This window comes from Lonepinella sp. MS14435, assembly GCF_042485795.1.
Taxonomy (GTDB): Bacteria; Pseudomonadota; Gammaproteobacteria; order Enterobacterales; family Pasteurellaceae; genus Lonepinella.
On the sequence record NZ_CP169368.1, the window covers coordinates 1,730,114 to 1,749,424 of the forward strand.

Here is a 19,311-nt window from a genome sequence, read left to right on the forward strand (position 1 = left end):
GCTTAGTACTTGTGTACCAAACTAAACATATTATGATGTTCTACATCTAGGTAGGTAATAAAGCCACAGCGTGGCGTTACTTAGTATAACCCCGTACGCAAGTACGGGGTTTGGTATTTTCGTTTATAGGATATTTTTATGGCTTTTATTCTAAACATTCTTAATTTCGTTCTCGGTGGCTTTGCAGTAACATTAGGTTGGTTATTCGCCACGGTAATCAGTGCAGTGTTAATTATCACCTTGCCTTACACTCGTAGCTGTTGGGAAATTACCAAAATGTCGCTAGTACCTTTCGGCAATGATATTGTGCATATTAAATATTTAGATCCCAATAATGCAGGAACAGATGTATTAGGCAAAATGCTCAATGTAGTGTGGTTTATTTTCTGCGGTTGGTGGCTTTGTTTAATGCACATTTTTGTGGGTATTGGACAATGTGTAACATTAGTCGGTATTCCAACTGGATTAGCCCATTTTAAACTTGCTCCGATTTCACTCTTTCCCGTAGGACAACGTGTCGTATCCAAAGAAATGGCTGCTCTCGCTCGTCAACATGCTGCCGAAAAGGAATTTGAATTAAGACGTAATGCTTAATAGGATAATGCTAGACAATGTTGATTAAACTTAACAGCAAAATCATCAGCGTATTACCGATTGCTATTGCCGTCAATATTGCTTGTGTACTCATTTGGTTATTAAATATTACCGATCAAAGTATGCCATTAATATTAGGGGTTATCGCTGCCAGTTTAGTGGATTTAGATCACCGTTTATCTGGACGGTTAAAAAATATTTTTTATACTGTTATTGCCTTTTCCATTTCGTCTTTAGTGACACAATATTTTCTCAATCAAGGCATTTGGTTTGTATTGGCAATGACTGGCATGACGTTTCTTTTCACCATGGTTGGGGCTGTCGGACAGCGTTACAGCACTATTGCCTTTGGCACTTTGGTCGTTTCGCTTTATACCACGCTCGCCTATTTGCCTGATACCCCTTGGTATATTAATCCGCTGATGATTTTATCAGGCACGCTGTTATATAGCTTCATCACCGTCACCGTGCATTTATGTTTTCCGAACCGTCCGCTCCAAGAAAAAATCAGCCGTGCATTTGTCGCATTGGCGGATTATTTAGATGCCAAATCAGTATTTTTCGATCCTGATGATGTGGAACAACTTTCACAGAAACAGTTGACCCTAGCAATGAAAAATAGCCAAGTCATCAATGTGTTTAACGAATGTCGTACGGCATTATTTTATCGCATGCAAGATAATAACCGTTATTCTTACACCAGTAAAATGTGCCGTTATTATATGTCAGCACAGGATATTCACGAGAAAGCCAATTCAAGCCATTTTGACTATAAAACATTAGCAACCCAGCTGAAAAATTCCGATCTCATTTTTCGTATTCAACGTTTATTAGAATTACAAGCTCAAGCCTGTCGCGATATTGCTCAACAGTTACAAAAAAATCAGGATTTTCAACCGCACTTTCGTTTAGAACGTGCGATTTCAGGGATCAGTCAATCCTTTGAACTTTACAGCCAACAACATAATGCAAGCCCCGAATTAGTACATATTAAAACCTTGCTAGATAATTTACGCAATATTCATTGCCAGTTGCAATCCTTATCCCAACCAATTCATGAACCCGAACAGCGAACTATTTACAGTGAAAATATCACGGGTTTAGGCAAAATTTTGCAACGTATCGGGCAACATTTTACCTTTCAATCGCCCCTTTTTCGTCATGCTATGCGACTCTCTTTAGTGGTGTTAATTTGCTGTTCTTTAGTAGAATATTTTCATCTGCAAGCGGACCGTGGCTACTGGATTTTGCTGACTATTATTTTTGTCTGCCAACCCAATTATTCCGCCACCAAACTACGCTTAAAACAACGGATTATCGGCACCATTTTGGGGGTAATTGTCGGCTCATTACTGCCTTATATGACATCCACACTTGAAGCCAAACTCGCCGTCGTGGTGATAGCGAGTACGCTGTTTTATTTTTTCCGCAGTAATAATTACAGCTATTCTACCTTTTTTATCACCATTCAAGTATTAGCCAGCTTTGATATTATGGGCTTTGATATTTACGCTGCCCTATTACCACGCTTAATAGATACCTTAATCGGCACCGCATTAGCTTGGTTTGCGGTGAGCTATTTATGGTCTGACTGGAAATATTTGCAATTAAACAACGTCATCAGCCAATTAATGAAAAGTAATGCTAACTATTTATTATATATTATCAGTCACTTACAATTTGGCAAAGGCGATGATCTGAAATACCGCATTGTTCGCCGTCATGCTCATGACAATGCTACCCAGTTAAGCAGCACCATCAGTAATATGAATAACGAGCCGAAAAAATATGCTCAACATTTGCAACAAGGCTTCGAATTATTGAAATTAAACACCGCACTTTTAGGCTATATTTCCGCCTTAGGGGCATATCGTGAGCAAATGCAAAAACTCACACAAGATGTCTATTTTTTAAGTGAATTTTATCCTATTGCCAAGAAAATTATTGAATTATTAGACAAGATGACGACATTAAGTGCGGTGCAATTTGATGACCTTTTTCAGCAAATTAATATCAGCATTAAAAATAGCCTTGAACAAAATGATCTGCTTAGTTCAGTGTTTAATATGCCAATGCAACAGCTTAATTTAATTGCTCAACTTTTGCCGTCACTTTATGCTGCCATACCACAAACGGCAACCCAAACAATACAGGATAATAAACATGAAATCATCTCTGCTTAAATTCACTTTATTGGGTCTATTTTTCGCTTTACCTAGTGTTGCTAATACACCAGATTTACAGAAACAACGTGAGATTTACCGCAAAATCAGCGAAATGTTGGCGATCTCACAAAGTCACCCTACGCAACAGTTAGCCAATCAATTATTGCAACAAATTCCAAATTATCCGCTGGTTTCCTATGCCGAATACCATCTACTCAACGCCAACAAAAGCCAATTAACCTTGCAGCAAATTGAAGATTATCAAGCACATCAGCCTAACCCAAACTTTGCCAATCGACTTAAAATAGAATGGCTAAAACAACGTGTTACTCAGCAAGACTGGGCGACAATCACTGCTAATTCAGCGAAATTACCGCAAGATACCGCAACGCAATGTATTGTATTACAAGCAGAACAGGCTCAAGCTAAACAGAAAGCCATTGACGAAAAAACACAGCAAAAAAACACCGCAGTTTTGCCACCAAATAAACTAGAGCAACTCTGGCTCACGGGTAAAAGTTTACCAAGCCAATGTGATCCCTTACTTGCTCAATGGCAAGCTCAAGGCGGTTTAACTCCAGATTTAGCCAAACAACGGGCTGTACTGGCATTTGAACAAGGTAATGGTAATTTGCTGAAACATTTACAACAGCAATTAACGGATAATACCAATAAACAATGGATAGCAAGTTTATTCGCACTACTTAATAATCCACTCAATTTAACCAATCACAATTCCGATTTTGCAGTGGTAAAATTAACTAAAACTGATTCCCTAGATCGCCGTATTTTATTGGCGATTATGCCTGCTTATATTAAAAAATTAAATGAAAATCAAATCGATCCCATTAAGCATTTTGTCGAATTAGAACAGTGGGCGAAAGATTTTCAACTCACGCAAAATCAATTAACTGAATGGAAATCGCTTTATTTAGCCCAATTTTTTGATAGTGAAAATCCTGCCGTTCAACAATGGCGAGATGAACAATTAACTCAATTAAAAGATGATAAACTCATTGAACGCCGTATTCGGCTAGCAATACGAGAAAAAGCCAAATTCAAAAACTGGCTCGATTTACTTTCTGAACAAACTCAACAAAAAGAAGAATGGCAATACTGGATTGCTCAATCTGCACCGAAAACCAAAAAACAACAGATTTTAACCGCACTTTCTACTCAACGTAGCTTTTATGCCATGTTAGCCGCCAAAGATCTAGGCGTGGTTTATCAGCCTAAAATGCTTGAAATTAAAACATCTGGCGTAGAAAACTCGGATAAAAAAACCGTAGAACAGCGTTTTGCTCAGATTTTAGCTCGTATTACCGAATTACGTTATTTTAATGATGATGCCAATATGAATAGCGAATGGGCAAATCTGTTAAACGGCTTAACACAACCCGAGCAAATTTCTCTAGCGGATTATGCTAATAAACAAGGTTGGTATGATCTCAGTGTAGAAGCCACCATTCAAGCGAAGGCTTGGGGCTATTTGTCTTTACGTTTACCCAATGCTTACACAGAATGGTTTGATTTACATCTCACTGGCAAAAAAATTCAGCGGACTTTTGCCATGGCAATCGCTCGCCAAGAAAGTGCTTTCAAACCCAAAGTCAGTTCAAGTGCGAATGCTCGGGGCTTGATGCAGTTATTGCCAAGTACGGCGAAACTTACCGCTCAACAATCTCAACTTCCCTATAATAATGAACAACAACTATTTGAGCCGTTTTACAATATCATGCTAGGCACTGCTCATTTACAGCAACTTTATGATAAATATGGAAATAATCGTATTTTGATTGCAGCTGCTTATAATGCGGGGGCAAACCGTGTGGATAGCTGGCTAAAAAAAGCCAACGGCACGCTTACCATGGCGGAATTTGTGGCATCTATTCCTTTTTATGAAACTAGGGGGTATGTACAAAATGTATTGGCTTACGACAGCTATTACCAGATTTTACAGCAACAACCACAATATTTATTTTCCCTAAAATTATTTACCAAAGCAGAGAAAGATCGTTTATACTAATCTGCACTAGTTCAATAGTATGGGAGTAAAAAATGTATATTAGTCGTAATATGGATCAATGGACAACATTTATTGAAACTCTGAAATCTGCTGTGGCACAAGGCAAGGAACAGGATCTTCTCACCTTATTGCTTACCGCAGATGAACGCGATGCGGTGGGTTTACGGTTGCAAATCGTTGCTCAATTATTGGATAAAAATATCCCCCAACGAGAAATTCAACAAAATCTCAACACCAGTGCTGCAACCATCACTCGTGGTTCAAATATGTTAAAATTAATGGATCAAGATTTTTTAGACTGGGTGAAAACACAAATTGATGAAAAAAATCCTGCATAAATTATTTTCCTTAAAAAACAACCGCACCAACCATCGTACTATGGCAACATCATTGCCTTTATGTTTAAATAAGTGCGGTGCTTTTTTATGGCGTTTTTTACTCGGTTTTCTATTACTCACATTAGTATTGCGATTCGTCCCAATTCCACTGTCTGCCTATATGTTCCAACAAAAACTTGGGCATCTTTTACACCTTGATTTTGATTACGATATTCAGCACTACTGGGTCAGCCTTGATGAAATTTCGTCCAATATGCAATTAGCTGTGATCGCTGCCGAAGATCAACATTTTCCCAATCACTATGGCTTTGACCTAGATGCCATTGAGAAAGCCTTTAATCATAACCAAACATCACAAAAAATTCGTGGTGCATCTACTATTTCCCAACAAACTGCCAAAAATCTGTATTTATGGCATGGACAAAGTTGGCTTCGTAAAGGCTTAGAAGTGCCAATTACCTTAACATTAGAAACTCTTTGGTCAAAAAAACGTATTTTAGAAGTTTATTTAAATATCGCTGAATTTGGCTATGGTATTTTTGGGGTGGAAGCTGCTAGTCAATATTATTTTAAAAAGCCTGCGAAAAAATTGACTAAAGAAGAAGCTGCGTTGTTAGCCGCTGTATTACCAAATCCAATCAGTTTCAAAGTGCTAAAACCGGGGCGAATAACTAAACGCAAACAAGCATGGATTTTACGCCAGATGAATTTGCTAGGTAAGGATTATTTGAAAAAATTGGAATAAAAAATCTGGCAGACATCAGTGACTGCCAGATTTGGTTTTATTTGCTAATCAGAAAAATTAAGCATTACAACTTTCACAAGCAGCTTTTAACATCCAAATGGTTTTTTCTTGTTCTTTAATGTAGTCACTCATTAAAGAAGCTGTACCTTCATCATCTGCATCGCCAGAAATTGCTAAAATTTCACGTTGTTGTTGTAACAAGGTTTGAAAACCCTTTAAGGTGCCTTGTAAAGTGTCTTGAGCAGAACTTGCATTTTTGTGTTCTTGAATACGTGATTTGCTTAAATATTCACTGAAAGCGTGAACTGGTGTATAACCTAAGGTTAAAATACGTTCTGCGATTTCATCTACTTTTTCCACTAAATCATCGTAGTATTCTTCAAATTTTTCGTGTAATGAGAAAAATTGAACACCTTTGATATTCCAGTGATAACCACGTACATTCATATAGAATACTTGGTAAGTAGCTAATAAGTTATTTAATTCTTCGGCAATTTTTTGTGATGATGCTTGGTTTAAACCGATACTATTTGTCATAACATTTTCCTTCTGTTTGGTTAATCATATTGTTTTGATGGGTTTATTATAGGCTTGATTGATAGGTATAACAAATCAATTTCTCGAATTGATTCGATTTATTTTAACTATCAAGTATAAAAAATTAATCGTTAATTTTTATCAATCTTGATAACCCACATCTTCCAAAGTTGGATTTTCCGCCCCAAATCTTGCTAATTCATCACAAATTTCATTTTCTCGATGCCCTGCATGCCCTTTTACCCATAGCCATTGAATTTGATGACGTTGAATTTCTTGATCCAACTGTATCCATAAATCCTTATTTTTCACTGGTTTACCTGTACTCGCTTTCCAATTATTTTTTTTCCAAGTAAAAATCCATTCGGTAATCCCCTTTCTCATATATTGGCTATCACTTGCAATAGTCACGTTACAAGGTTCTTTCAAACTTGCTAAAGCCTCAATCACTGCCCGCAATTCCATACGATTATTAGTGGTTTTAAAATAACCTTTAGCAAGGGTTTTCTCATGCTGTTTATAACGCAATAAAACGCCTATTCCTCCAGCTCCAGGATTACCTAAACAAGAACCATCAGTAAAAATTTCAATTTGTTTTTGCATAAATCTGTTAAAATAACTCAAAATAAAAAACTGCGGTGAATATTACCGCACTTTTCAGTAAAGATATAGAAATTATGACAATTAATATTGATACCAATCGCCAAATTGTACTGGATACGGAAACCACGGGAATGAATCAATTTGGAGCGCATTATGAAGGGCATTGTATTATTGAAATCGGTGCTGTGGAAATGATTAATCGCCGTTATACTGGACGGAAATTACATTTATATATTAAACCCGATCGTCCAGTGGATCCCGATGCCATTAAAGTTCACGGCATTACCGATGAAATGTTAATGGATAAACCAAATTTCACTGCGGTTGCTCAAGAATTTATTGATTTTATTAGCGGTGCCGAATTGCTGATTCATAACGCTCCCTTTGATGTCGGCTTTATGGATTATGAATTTCGTAAACATAATTTTAATGTGAAAACAGATGAAATTTGCCTTGTTACTGATACATTACAACTCGCTCGTCAGCAATATCCAGGAAAACGTAATAGCTTAGATGCCTTATGCGATCGTTTAAATATTGATAACAGTAAACGTACGTTACATGGAGCGTTACTGGATGCGGAAATTCTTGGTGATGTTTACCTTGCAATGACAGGAGGACAAAAAAACCTGTTTGATGATATGGAAAATGACAACGGTATAAACACTCTCAGCACAATACAACAAACACAAAGTGCGGTGAATTTTACGCAAGATTTACCCGTTTTGACCCTAACAGAAGATGAAATTCAAGCTCATCAAAATTATATTAAGCTGATTAATAAAAAAAGCAAAGATAATTGCCTTTGGGTCAAACGATTAAACCCAACCCTTGAAAATATAGAAACCGTGCATTAATTAAGCAAGCAAATCAAAGATTACAAAAAAGAGTTGACGGAAAATTCATTTGCTATTATTATGCGTTTCACCAATGCGGAGTGGTAGTTCAGCTGGTTAGAATACCTGCCTGTCACGCAGGGGGTCGCGGGTTCGAGTCCCGTCCATTCCGCCAATTTATTTTAAGCACCTAAGTTTTTTTAGGTGCTTTTTTATTGCCATGCAACATAAATAAACTTATATTTTTCTTTATTTAACTTATAAAAGGAGAGATAATATAAGGAATAAAAGAAAATATGAATAAAATAATTTTTCAACCAAAAGCCATTAAACAATTAAGAAAAATTCCACAAGCCATAGATATTTATGATAAATGCGAAACATTGAAAGATTTTCCCAACTGCCCCAATATCAAGGCATTGAAAAATCATAAATATCAATATCGTTTTAGAGTGGGAAATTATAGAGTACTTTTCAATTTCAAAAACGGCATAATGAATATCATCTCAATTGAAGAGGTTAAAAAGCGTGATGACAACACTTACTAATGTACAAATTTTAAATGATAACAATGGATTACCCGCTTATGCAGTGTTGCCATTTACTGTATTTGAATGGCTAAAAGAAAAAGCGAATCTAACACAGGATATTAATGAAGATTCAGGTGTTCCCTATGAAGTTGTAGGATTAGCGTTAAAACAAGATCTTTCTGCAGTTAGAGCATGGCGTGAATATTTAGGATTGACACAAGCTGAAATGGCGAAACGGTTACAAATTTCACAATCCGCTTATTCTCAACACGAAAAAGCCAGCAAATTACGCAAAACAACCAGAGAAAAAATTGCTCAAGCGTTCGGTATTCGTGCAGAACAATTGGATTTTTAAATTATCAAATAAATTTAAGGTTTCTATGACAACAGATATTACCCAATCTACTCCAGTCATCGCCCTAGTCGGTCGCCCGAACGTGGGCAAATCAACTCTATTTAACCGTTTAACTCGTACCCGTGATGCCTTGGTAGCGGATTTTCCAGGTTTAACTCGAGATCGCAAATACGGGCAAGCCAATGTAGCTGGTTACGATTTTATTGTTATTGATACTGGTGGTATCGATGGCACGGAAGAAGGTGTAGAAGAAAAAATGGCAGAACAATCTTTACTTGCCATTGAAGAAGCAGATGTTGTGCTGTTCCTTGTAGATGCTCGTGCTGGCTTAACCCCAGCAGATATTGGGATTGCCAACTATTTACGCCAACGCCAAAATAAAACTACCGTGGTTGTAGCAAACAAAACTGATGGACTTGATGCAGATTCCCATTGTGCGGAATTTTATCAACTCGGCTTAGGTGAGATTGCTCAAATCGCTGCATCACAAGGGCGTGGTGTGACCCAATTAATTGAAGACGTGCTTGCCCCTTTTGCGGCACAATTTAACACCGCAGAAAGTGCGGTGAAAAATGATGAAGATTCTGATACAGAACAAGACGAATGGGATCAAGAGTTTGATTTTTCTGATGAAAATGACACCGCACTTTTAGATGAGGCCCTTGAAGAAGAAAGCGAGCAACCTGAAAATAAAAATATCAAAATCGCCATTGTCGGTCGTCCAAATGTAGGTAAATCTACGCTAACTAACCGTATTTTAGGCGAAGATCGAGTAGTGGTTTACGATTTACCAGGTACTACAAGAGATAGTATTTATATTCCCATGGAGCGTGACGGGCAACATTACACCATTATCGACACCGCAGGCGTACGTAAGCGTGGCAAAGTGCATTTAACCGTAGAAAAATTCTCGGTGATCAAAACCTTACAAGCTATTCAAGATGCCAATGTAGTATTACTCACCATTGATGCCAGAGAGGGAATTTCCGATCAGGATTTATCCTTACTCGGCTTTATTTTAAACGCTGGACGTTCACTGGTGATCGTGGTGAATAAGTGGGACGGCTTAGATCAAGAAGTCAAAGATCGGGTCAAATCCGAACTAGATCGCCGTTTAGATTTTATCGACTTCGCCCGAGTACATTTTATCTCCGCCTTACACGGCAGTGGCGTAGGCAATTTATTTGAATCAGTACAAGAAGCCTATGCCTGTGCTACCCAGAAAATGACCACTTCCCTACTCACTCGTATTTTACAAATGGCAACGGAAGAACACCAACCACCACTGGCAAATGGTCGCCGTATTAAACTCAAATACGCTCACCCTGGTGGCTACAATCCACCAATTATTGTGGTACACGGCAACCAAATGGATAAACTGGCTGACAGTTATAAACGCTATTTATCCAACTATTACCGCCGCAGCCTAAAAATTATCGGCAGCCCAATTCGAATTCAATTCCAAGAGGGCAATAACCCTTTTGCAGGCAAACGTAATATGCTAACGCCTACACAGTTACGCAAACGGAAACGATTGATGAAGTTTATTAAGAAGTCGAGGTAGGGAAACAAAAAAGTGCGGTGCAAAAAATTGACGTTTTGATCTGACCCCAAAAAGTTAGACGCTTACATCAAGGACTGACGACGATATTGTATCGGACTCAGTCCTTTTAATTTTAACTGAATACGTTCTTCATTGTAATAGCGAACATACTCATCAATCATGATTTTAATCTCATCAACGGTTTTAAAGGATTTCCCATAAAAACGCTCCGTTTTCATTCGCCCGAAAAAACTCTCCATTGCAGCATTATCCAAGCAATTTCCCTTACGGGACATACTCTGTTCAATGCCATTTTCTCGTAATATATGTTGATAAGCTCGCATTTGATAGTGCCAACCTTGGTCTGAATGCAACACCGTTTTTTCTCCCTTAGCACGCTTTTTCAATGCGTTTTGCAACATCGTTTCCACCAATGCCCAGTTTGGACTGGTGCTAGTGTGATGTGCGATTAGCTCGTTGTTAAATGTGTCTAAAATCGGCGAAAAATAGAGTTTATTACCATCTTCTGCCTTGAACTCCGTAATATCCGTGAGCCATTTTTCATTCGGTTTGCTGGCAGTAAAATCACGTTTAAGCCTATTTTCGGCAATTCTGCCCACTTCACCATGATAGGCATTATATTTTCGACATTTTTTGCTTTTCACCTGCAAGCCCATTTCTCGCATAAATCGTTGAATTTTCTTGTGATTGACCCCTTTCAACTCTGCTGCAACACGGCGATAGCCATATTCAGGGTGCTTTGCTTTTATCTTCCTGATTTCTGCTCTAAGTGCTTCATCTTTATCCGTTTTAGGCTTGATATGATAGAAAAATACACTACGAGAAAGTCCCGCAATTTCGAGCAACAAAGCTAACGGATAGCGTAATCTTAAGGCTTGGACGGCTTCTGCCGTTTCCTGTCTTCTCGTTTGATAATCTCGTCCAACTTTTTTAGAAAGTCGTTCTCCGCTCTCAATCTCAGATTTTCAAGCTCGAGTTCTTCTAGCCGATTCTTGGGTTTTGGGGGCATTTTAGGATATTTTGGCTTCATCGTTTGGCGACCCTTTGGTTTAGGTAATAAGCCTTTTATACCTTGTTTTTCAAAGGTTTTCAACCATTGACTAATCATGCCCGAGCTACTTAAGCCAAAATGTAACGCTGCACCACGACCCGAAAATTGACCTAAAAGTACGCTTTGAACAACGTTAAATTTGAACTCTGGAGAATACTTTTGTTTGCTATGTCGAACAGCTAATCCACTACTGCCTGAGTGCTTAAATTGCACAATCCAACGTCTAGCTGTCTCATTGGGCAGGTCAAAATGTTTGCATGTTATAGATAAACTTTCGTGATTTGTGAAATAAAAATCCACGACTTGTTGTTTGAATGTTTGGTTGTATTTAGTCATAAAAATCTGCACCTTATTGGGTTGGAGGTTAGTCCAACTTTTGGGGTGCAGATCATTTTTTACACCGCAGTTTTATGCCCTTGCTGCAATCCCATACATCAACAAACTCAACACGTCTTTTAAAAATTGCTGTTCCTTACCTTGGTAGCATTGGGCGAGATCGGGATCTTTTTTGAGTTCGTCTATTTTACGAATAAATACTTCAATTAATAGTACAGGGAAATCATCACGAATGATTTTGTTTTTTTGTAATTGTGAGAAAAAAGCGTGCATAAATTGGTATTTTTGCTGTTCCAACTGAATAAAAAAAGCACTGAGTTCCTTATCTTTATGATGTTGTAAATCATATACCATCGGTTGAGAATATAACTTTTCCATCGCCTGCTTTTGCATTTTAAGCATTGCATTAATTACCTGCTCCAAAGGGAGTTTATCAGTGATTAACTGTTGAAATTCTTGTTCCATTTCAAAAATATGATCAAGAAACAACTGCTTAATCAGTTCCTTTTTATTCTTGAAATATTTATAAAAGGTTACTCGACTAATGCCTGTTTGCTGGCAAATATCACCAATTGACACTCGTTCCCAGCCATGCTGGAAAAAAAGCTGTTGAGTACAATGCTTAATCAAAGTTTGCTTATCCATATCCCCACCTTATTAAAAATCTACCACTGAAAATAAAAGAATCAACAAATAATAGTAATTATCATTTGCAATGTTATTATTTTTGTATTAACTTTACAAAAGTTGTAAATAATATCTAATTTTGTAAACATAAACCTAAGATCAACTTTTCAGGAGGAACACAATAATGAATATAGATCTCAAAGCACATCCGATACTGCTTGTAGGCGTATGTTCTATAGCATTCAATAATACCGCAGTTGGTGCAGAAAAAACAGTCAGCAATGCAAATCAATTAGAACAGATTGTGGTGTCAGGCGAAAAATTCGAGCGTTCTAGCCACGAAACCAGTTCAAGCCTTGCGGTGCATACCGATAAAGACATCAAAGAAAAAGCCAATCAAATTTCCATCGCATCGTTATTGCAAAAAACAGCTAATATTTTAGATACGGGCGTAGGCAATGAGTTGCCGACCATTCGGGGGATTAACAGTGCTGGCGAAGCCACGGGCGGGGTGGCGTTTTTCGGCGGTTCTCGTCCACGTTTGAATGTGTCGATTGACGGGCGTTCTACCAATTACAACGAATTGGCGTTCGGTACAAAATCCTTGTGGGATATGAAACAGGTGGAGATTTATCGTGGTCCGCAAAGCTATGCTCAAGGGCGTAATGCGATTGCTGGGGCGGTGATTATGACATCAAACGATCCGACCAATGAATTTGAGGGGGCGGCGAAAGCCGGTTTTGGTAATCAAAATTACCGCCAATATGCGTTGATGTTGTCAGGTCCATTGGTGAAAGATGAATTGTTATTCCGTTTGTCGGCGGAACGTCAAGGGCGGACGAGTTTTGCGGATATGCCGAGTTATGCCGAAGCTGGCGACCCACGCAAATTTAAAACCGATACCATTCGTGCCAAATTATTGTGGCTGCCGTCTGCTTTCCCTGATTTTTATGCAAAATTGACCTACAACTACATTGATTCTCGCTCACCGCAAGCCGAGGGAGCAAGTGGCACAGGGGAAATGCCGGTGTGGGAAAATTCATCGTATCATTTTGTTTTGGACACAGGCTTGCAATTATCCGAGGGCTGGAAGTGGGAAAACAAAGTGTTATACACCAAATACACCAATGACCGCTTATCCGCACCACCAACACGGCGTGGCAACCCTGCCTACCTTGAAGGACACGACATTCAAATTGAACCTGTGTTCAAATTTAAATCCGCAGACAGCCCTTATTCAGGTTTAATCGGAGCGTTTTATTTCCAATCCAAACACGATGAATGGGTAGATATGCACCCACTTTATGGTGGCAGACATAATTTTGACGATAAAAGCACCACCAAAGCGATTTTCGGCGAAATCACCTATTCGCAAGATTGGTTTGATGCCACCCTCTCCGCTCGTTATGAACAAGAACACCACACTCGCCACGGCGGTAACAATCCTTTTGTGATTAACCGAGATAAAACCGACAAAGTATTCCTGCCAAAAATTGATCTAGCATGGAAACCCAATGCACAACATCGTTTAGGCGTAAAAGTGGGACGTGGCTATAACCCAGGCGGTGCGGCAGTTACCTTTTTCCCACCGATTGTCAGCTATCAATACGATCCTGAATATGTGTGGAACTACGAGCTTTATCACCGTTGGTTAAGTGCGGATAAACGCTTTGAACTCAATACCAATGTGTTCTACAACCGCTACAAAGATATGCAGCTGCTCTACAACAGCCAAATTGACAATGCAGAAAAAGCGGTTACTTACGGGGCGGAAATGAGCTTAAATTGGCACGCCACCGAAAATTGGGATCTTTACGCCGCACTGGGTTTGTTAAAAACCAAAATCAAACAATATAGCCAACATCAAGCCTATGAGGGCAATCAATTAAGCCGTTCGCCAAACTATACATTAAGCGTAGGCACAAAATATAGCTTGCCGAAAGGTTGGGAAATGGGCGTAGATGCACGTTTCACCGATGGCTATTACTCCAACATCAGCAACACGGCAACAGGCAAAGTGTCCTCTTACGCCCACACCGATGCCTATCTTGCCTATAACTTTAAGCAGGGACGAGTGATGTTGTTTGCCAACAATATCTTTAACGACCGCTCCACGGTATTTGTGGATCAATACACTGGCGTGAAACAGTTGCAACCACGCTTGTATGGTTTATCCACCGAATTACGCTTTTAATTAGGGGAAAAGATGAGCATAAAACATGCGGAAATTTGCCGTCCAGTGGAAAAACAGCTGCGTTTTTCTATGCTGCTGGCAAGCCTTGCCCAACTGATGAAATTATTGATTTGGCTGTTGATGATTGGCATTGTGTATCAAGCGGTGCAATCGCAATTTCCGCTGTTTTATCTGCTCGCTTTATTTGTGCTGACCGTGTTGCACTACACCTGCAAAATCAAGGCACACGATGCCTCGCATTATGCGGCGTTCCGTTTGGAAGAGATTTTAAGGCAGCGTTTATCGCAAAAAATCGCTAGTCTGCCGTTGGGGCAAGTGCAAAATATCGGTTCGGGGGCATTGTCCAAAGTGTTGGTTGATGATGTGCAAGCCTTGCACGCTTTTGTCGCCGATGCACCGCCGTTAAAAGCCGAAGCATACAGTACGCCTGTGTTTGTAGTGCTGGCGTTGGCGTGGTTCAACTTGCCATTCGCACTGGCTGCTTTGCTGTTCGCTTTAACCATGTTGTTGATTTTAAAACTCGGCTTTTCCCGTAGCCAGCCTTTTCGCCGCCAATACGGCTTGGCATTGGCTCAGGTAAACAGTGCGATTGTTGAATATGTGCAGGGCATGGCAACCGTCCGCACCTTTGATGCAGGCGAAAGCTCTTACGGACGTTTTCAACAGGCGTTAATTCATTTTCGTCAAGTGATGCAAAATTGGTTAGATACGATGAAATGGTCGGCTCGCCTGAACCGTTCCTTATTAACGCCCATGCCGATCACGATTTTTCTGCTCGCTTTGGGCAGTCTGCTGTATTGGCAAGGGACGATTTCCACCTTTACGTTGTTTGTGTTTTTAGTGTTGGCAACAGGTTTCATTGAAACACTACATCCTTATGTGGGGCTATTTCATCTGATTGAAAAATCCCGTGCTTCTATTGAACGAATTAACGAAATTGAAGCCATGCCAATTTTACCCGTGAGCGATAATCTGCAATTACCCGAACAATTTGATATTGCGTTTAAGCAGGTTAGCTTTGCCTATGAAACAGAAAACAGAACAGAAAATAAAACCAAAAAAACTGGCGAAAAAAACACCGCAGTTTTAAATAAAATTGATTTCTCCGTCCCACAAAACAGCTTTACCGCCATTATCGGCGAATCGGGTTCGGGCAAAACCACGTTGCTCAGTCTGTTGCTGCGGTTTTGGGACGTAACTGGTGGTGAGATCTGTATCGGCGGCGTGAATATTAAAGCCATTGCCCCCGAAAAATTGATGTCGCTTTGCTCGGTGGTATTTCAGGATAACTTCTTATTTTCAGGCAGCATTGCGGAGAATATTTGTTACGGCTTAGACAATGTGTCTGAACAGGACATGATAAACGCCGCCCAACAAGCCCATATTCACGATTTTATTATGAGCTTGCCACAAGGTTATCAAACTTCCGTAGGCGAACGTGGGCAACTGCTTTCTGGTGGGCAAAAACAGCGTTTGACCATTGCCCGTGCGTTTTTGCAAAACCGTCCGATTTTGCTGTTAGACGAGCCGACCGCTTATTCCGATATAGAGAACGAACTCAAATTGATGCAGGCGTTTAACAACTTAATGCAAAATAAAACCGTGCTGATGGTGGCACATCGGTTAAGCAATGTAGTGAATGCCGATCAAATTATTTACTTGCAAAAAGGACAAATCGCCGCACAAGGCAAACATCAGGATTTGCTGGCACAATCCCCTGTTTATCAACAATTATGGCTAGCGTATCAACAAGCCAATCATTGGGTGTTGGAGGTGAAATGATGAAATTGGACAGCTACATCAATCCAGCCACCTTTCACAGCAAAGGGCTGTTTCATTCTTACCGTCTGTTGCTAGATAGTTCAGGCAGCCAAAAAGGTAAATTGATCTTCCGTTTGCTGTCGGCAGGGCTTTCCGCTTTGCTGTTCGGTATCAGCCTTGCCTTGCTGTATCCTTTGTTGCTCAGTCTTGACACGCAACAGCCTACGCCGTTTTACCGCACATTGAGCTGGATTGTAGCATTGTTATTGGCTGCCATTGTGTTGCGGATACTGGCGGAAACCTATGACACCAAAGGCTATGCCAATCTCGCCATTCATCAGCTGCGTACGGAGTTAGGGGAAAAACTCCGCCGTGTGCCGTTGGTGATTTTAAGCGGTTTGCGTTCAGGCGAAATCAATTCGGTGCTGGTGCAAAGTATCAACGAAGCCGCTGGTTACGCCTTTACCTTAATGAGCATTATTCTGTACGCCATTTTTATTCCTTTGGGAGCGGCAGTCTGTTTGTGCTTTTTTGACGGCGGTTGGCGGTTTGCTTTGCTGATTTGCCTGATTTTTCCGTTGATTGTGCCGCTTTATTTATGGCGTAGAAAAGCGTTTAGACGCGGTTTCAGCATTTTAGCCGAAGCCAATACCAAGCTCAAAGGCGAGGCAGTGGAATTTACCCAAGGATTGAGCGTGCTGAAATCCACCCTGCAACTGGCGGACAAGCAAAATCAATTTAAGCAGGTGGCACAAGATGTGGCGAAAATTCAACAAATCGGTACCAAAAAGGGCGAAATCCCCAATTTAATTATCACTTCAACCGTGCAATTCGGTTTATTGGTGATTTTGCTGCTGGGTGCGGTGTGGGTGAGTACGGGATCGGTGCATTGGCTGATGTTGGCAACCGTAATGATTATGATCGCACGAATTGCCGATGTGCTGAATTTCTTTGTGCAAATGGCATCGTTGCTGGAAATTTTTATGATTAGCAGCGAAAAACTGGCAGGCTTAATGGCATTGCCCGAGCTTACCGAACAAACCGCCCCAAGGCTGCCTGAAAAGGTGGATATTCAATACGAACAAGTGAGCTTTCGTTATCCACAACAAGAAAGTGCGGTGTTAAATCAGATAGATTTAAGCATTCCCGAAAAAACGCTGACCGCCTTTGTCGGCAGCAGCGGTTGTGGCAAAAGCACCTTGTTGAAATTGCTGTTACGCCAAGGTGATCCCGAGCAAGGCAGGATTAAAATTGGTGGCATGGATATTCGCCACATGAGCCAAAGCCAGTTGATGAGTATGATTTCCGTGGTGTTTCAAGACGTGTATTTGTTTCAAGACAGCATTTTGAACAATATCCGCATGGCAAAACCCGATGCCGATGACGAAACCGTGATTCAGGTCGCCAAACTTGCCCAATGCCACGACTTTATTATGCGGCTGCCACAAGGCTATCACACCCAAGTCGCCGACATCGGCACCAATTTTTCAGGCGGTGAAAAACAACGCCTAGCCATTGCCCGTGCCATTTTAAAAGACGCACCGATTTTGATTCTGGACGAACCCACGGCAGCACTGGATACCTACAATGAATTAGCGGTACAACAAGCCTTGAATGCGTTGGTCAAAGACAAAACCATTTTGATTATCGCCCACCGCTTATCCACCATTGTGGCAGCCAACCAGATTTATGTGTTGGACAACGGCAGCATCGCCGAACAAGGCACCCATCAGCAATTATTAGCCAAACAGGGCATTTACGCCGATTTTTGGCGGAAACAGGTTAGGGAATAAGTTATGGAAAACTCAATGAATAACGCTTTGAATAGCTCTTTGAATAAGAAAGAAAAATTAAGTTGGCAAGATTGGGCGTTGCTGTTTAATGCGTCTAATTTCAAATTTATCATTGTCAGCTTTTATATGATCGGACTGATTACAGTGTTAAAAGATCACCAACTGGATCTGAAACTCATCAGTTGGATTTATTTGTTATCTATTTTTGAAGTGATCAAAGTGGTCATCACGCCACTATTGGAAAAATTTTATTTCAAATCCATCGGCAAATTTAAAACCTGGTTACTGCTGTCCAGCAGCCTGTTATTTGCTTCCTTTTTATGGCTGTATTTTATTGAGCCACAAAAGGATTTTGGCATATTAATGTTCATTTGTGCCTGCTTAAGCCTAATGAGCGTAATCTTCGGCTGTGCCAGCTTAGGCTTAACCGTGATCCTGCTGCCTGAAAATCAACGTGGCTACGGCGGCGTGTTTCAAATTATCGGTTCAAGATTAGGCAGAATGCTCGGTGGTGGCTTATTTTTGTTTATTTATCAACACTATGGCTGGGATAAGGCGATTTTATTCATCTGCCTGTTTGGGTTGGTTGTGTTTCTGCAAGTGCTATTTTATCGGGAAACCCATACCGAAACAGTTTCCGCCAACCAATACAGCCTAGGCTTTTTCTTTAAACGCTTGATTCAATTCTGGCAACAACCCAACGCAGGCTATTACTGGTTCGCCATTTTGTTCTTGTGTTGCGTACCATACAGCCTGCTTGCCAGCACCTTCGTCCCCAAACTTTCCACCTTAAACTGGCAACCGCAACAAATCGGCTTTGTGTTGAGTATTGTCGTTCCCGTGGTTTCCATTATTTTTACCCCACTAAGCGTGCCGTTACTGAAAAAAATGTCCCGCAGTGCCTTGTTAAAATGGGGCTTATTTATCCAAATCCCCGTGGTACTCAGTTTTTATTTTGAAGACCATCTCATCTATCAAGATTATTTATTTTCCCTGCCGATTATCTTATTAAGTGCAGGATACAGCATTTTATTACCGATTTTAATGACCCTGCTCATGGATAAAGCCACCTTCCCAACCGTGGACAGCTCACTGCAATTCACCATTCTCTTGCTCGGCACTTACACCACAGGCTTTCTGTCACTGCGGTTAATTGATTTGATTGGTTATAATGGGATTTATTTTGTTTCTACGCTGTTTGCGGTGTTGGTGTGGGCGTTGGCGTATAGGGAATATAATCAATAAAAACTCAAAAT

Annotated in this window: 17 protein-coding genes and 1 tRNA gene; 14 read left to right on the forward strand and 4 right to left on the reverse strand. The window is 40.2% G+C overall.

Annotated elements, in window-relative coordinates; genetic code table 11:
• The first annotated feature begins 138 nt into the window (after positions 1 to 138).
• From O1Q80_RS08210 to mtgA, 5 genes are read left to right on the forward strand one after another with little or no spacing between them, the layout of a single operon-like run.
• Positions 139 to 594, forward strand: coding sequence for a YccF domain-containing protein (locus tag O1Q80_RS08210; RefSeq protein ID WP_132302304.1), 456 nt, complete (start codon positions 139 to 141; stop codon positions 592 to 594).
• Positions 595 to 611: 17 nt separating this feature from the next.
• Complete coding sequence (yccS, locus tag O1Q80_RS08215) at positions 612 to 2,777, forward strand: YccS family putative transporter (protein ID WP_386694318.1); 2,166 nt, start codon at positions 612 to 614, stop codon at positions 2,775 to 2,777.
• Entirely contained in the window at positions 2,758 to 4,785 is a 2,028-nt protein-coding gene (locus O1Q80_RS08220; RefSeq protein WP_386694321.1) for a transglycosylase SLT domain-containing protein, read from the forward strand. Before yccS ends, O1Q80_RS08220 begins: the two co-directional genes overlap by 20 nt.
• Positions 4,786 to 4,817: 32 nt before the next feature.
• The gene (gene trpR / locus O1Q80_RS08225) at positions 4,818 to 5,123 is read left to right on the forward strand and encodes a trp operon repressor (RefSeq protein ID WP_386686793.1); all 306 of its coding nucleotides are present in this window, start codon (positions 4,818 to 4,820) and stop codon (positions 5,121 to 5,123) included.
• A 40-nt stretch (positions 5,124 to 5,163) separates the two neighbouring features.
• On the forward strand, positions 5,164 to 5,868 hold the full coding sequence (mtgA, locus tag O1Q80_RS08230) for a monofunctional biosynthetic peptidoglycan transglycosylase (RefSeq protein WP_386696171.1): 705 nt from the start codon (positions 5,164 to 5,166) through the stop codon (positions 5,866 to 5,868).
• A 57-nt stretch (positions 5,869 to 5,925) separates the two neighbouring features.
• On the opposite strand, the gene O1Q80_RS08235 is transcribed toward mtgA, so the two are convergent.
• Positions 5,926 to 6,405: a Dps family protein gene (locus O1Q80_RS08235; protein WP_386694324.1), complete on the reverse strand. Its 480-nt coding sequence runs from the start codon at positions 6,403 to 6,405 to the stop codon at positions 5,926 to 5,928.
• 141 nt (positions 6,406 to 6,546) lie between these two features.
• Positions 6,547 to 7,008, reverse strand: coding sequence for a ribonuclease HI (gene rnhA, locus O1Q80_RS08240; protein ID WP_386694327.1), 462 nt, complete (start codon positions 7,006 to 7,008; stop codon positions 6,547 to 6,549).
• 74 nt (positions 7,009 to 7,082) lie between these two features.
• Here rnhA and dnaQ point away from each other — a divergent pair, with 74 nt between their 5' ends.
• From dnaQ to der, 5 genes are all read left to right on the forward strand, one after another.
• On the forward strand, positions 7,083 to 7,865 hold the full coding sequence (dnaQ, locus tag O1Q80_RS08245; RefSeq protein WP_386694330.1) for a DNA polymerase III subunit epsilon: 783 nt from the start codon (positions 7,083 to 7,085) through the stop codon (positions 7,863 to 7,865).
• Between the two features lie 77 nt (positions 7,866 to 7,942).
• Positions 7,943 to 8,019: transfer RNA gene (locus tag O1Q80_RS08250), tRNA-Asp, on the forward strand.
• A 121-nt stretch (positions 8,020 to 8,140) separates the two neighbouring features.
• Entirely contained in the window at positions 8,141 to 8,392 is a 252-nt protein-coding gene (locus O1Q80_RS08255; RefSeq protein WP_386694333.1) for a type II toxin-antitoxin system RelE/ParE family toxin, read from the forward strand.
• Complete coding sequence (locus O1Q80_RS08260) at positions 8,376 to 8,729, forward strand: helix-turn-helix domain-containing protein (RefSeq protein ID WP_386686803.1); 354 nt, start codon at positions 8,376 to 8,378, stop codon at positions 8,727 to 8,729. Before O1Q80_RS08255 ends, O1Q80_RS08260 begins: the two co-directional genes overlap by 17 nt.
• A 25-nt stretch (positions 8,730 to 8,754) precedes the next feature.
• Positions 8,755 to 10,293: a ribosome biogenesis GTPase Der gene (gene der, locus O1Q80_RS08265; protein WP_386694336.1), complete on the forward strand. Its 1,539-nt coding sequence runs from the start codon at positions 8,755 to 8,757 to the stop codon at positions 10,291 to 10,293.
• Between the two features lie 62 nt (positions 10,294 to 10,355).
• Here the strand turns inward: der and O1Q80_RS08270 are convergent.
• Together O1Q80_RS08270 and O1Q80_RS08275 are read right to left on the reverse strand one after the other, a co-directional pair.
• A protein-coding gene (locus tag O1Q80_RS08270) for an IS3 family transposase (RefSeq protein ID WP_386694339.1) occupies positions 10,356 to 11,680 on the reverse strand; the annotation gives its coding sequence in 2 pieces (ribosomal slippage) (positions 10,356 to 11,206 and positions 11,206 to 11,680; 1,326 coding nt in all).
• Positions 11,681 to 11,752: 72 nt separating this feature from the next.
• Positions 11,753 to 12,325 carry a TetR/AcrR family transcriptional regulator gene (locus O1Q80_RS08275; protein ID WP_386694342.1) on the reverse strand — a complete coding sequence of 191 codons (573 nt, stop codon included), beginning with the start codon at positions 12,323 to 12,325 and terminating at the stop codon, positions 11,753 to 11,755.
• A gap of 166 nt (positions 12,326 to 12,491) precedes the next feature.
• Here O1Q80_RS08275 and O1Q80_RS08280 point away from each other — a divergent pair, with 166 nt between their 5' ends.
• The 4 genes from O1Q80_RS08280 to O1Q80_RS08295 are packed head-to-tail and all read left to right on the forward strand — an operon-like array spanning position 12,492 to position 19,300.
• Positions 12,492 to 14,501, forward strand: coding sequence for a TonB-dependent receptor (locus O1Q80_RS08280; RefSeq protein WP_386694344.1), 2,010 nt, complete (start codon positions 12,492 to 12,494; stop codon positions 14,499 to 14,501).
• Positions 14,502 to 14,513: 12 nt separating this feature from the next.
• A complete protein-coding gene (locus O1Q80_RS08285; RefSeq protein ID WP_386694347.1) occupies positions 14,514 to 16,283 on the forward strand; it encodes an ABC transporter ATP-binding protein in 1,770 nt (589 codons plus the stop codon).
• Complete coding sequence (locus O1Q80_RS08290; RefSeq protein WP_386694350.1) at positions 16,280 to 18,055, forward strand: ABC transporter ATP-binding protein; 1,776 nt, start codon at positions 16,280 to 16,282, stop codon at positions 18,053 to 18,055. The genes O1Q80_RS08285 and O1Q80_RS08290 overlap by 4 nt, the downstream gene beginning before the upstream one ends.
• A 15-nt stretch (positions 18,056 to 18,070) precedes the next feature.
• Complete coding sequence (locus O1Q80_RS08295; RefSeq protein ID WP_386694353.1) at positions 18,071 to 19,300, forward strand: MFS transporter; 1,230 nt, start codon at positions 18,071 to 18,073, stop codon at positions 19,298 to 19,300.
• Positions 19,301 to 19,311: the final 11 nt, after the last annotated feature.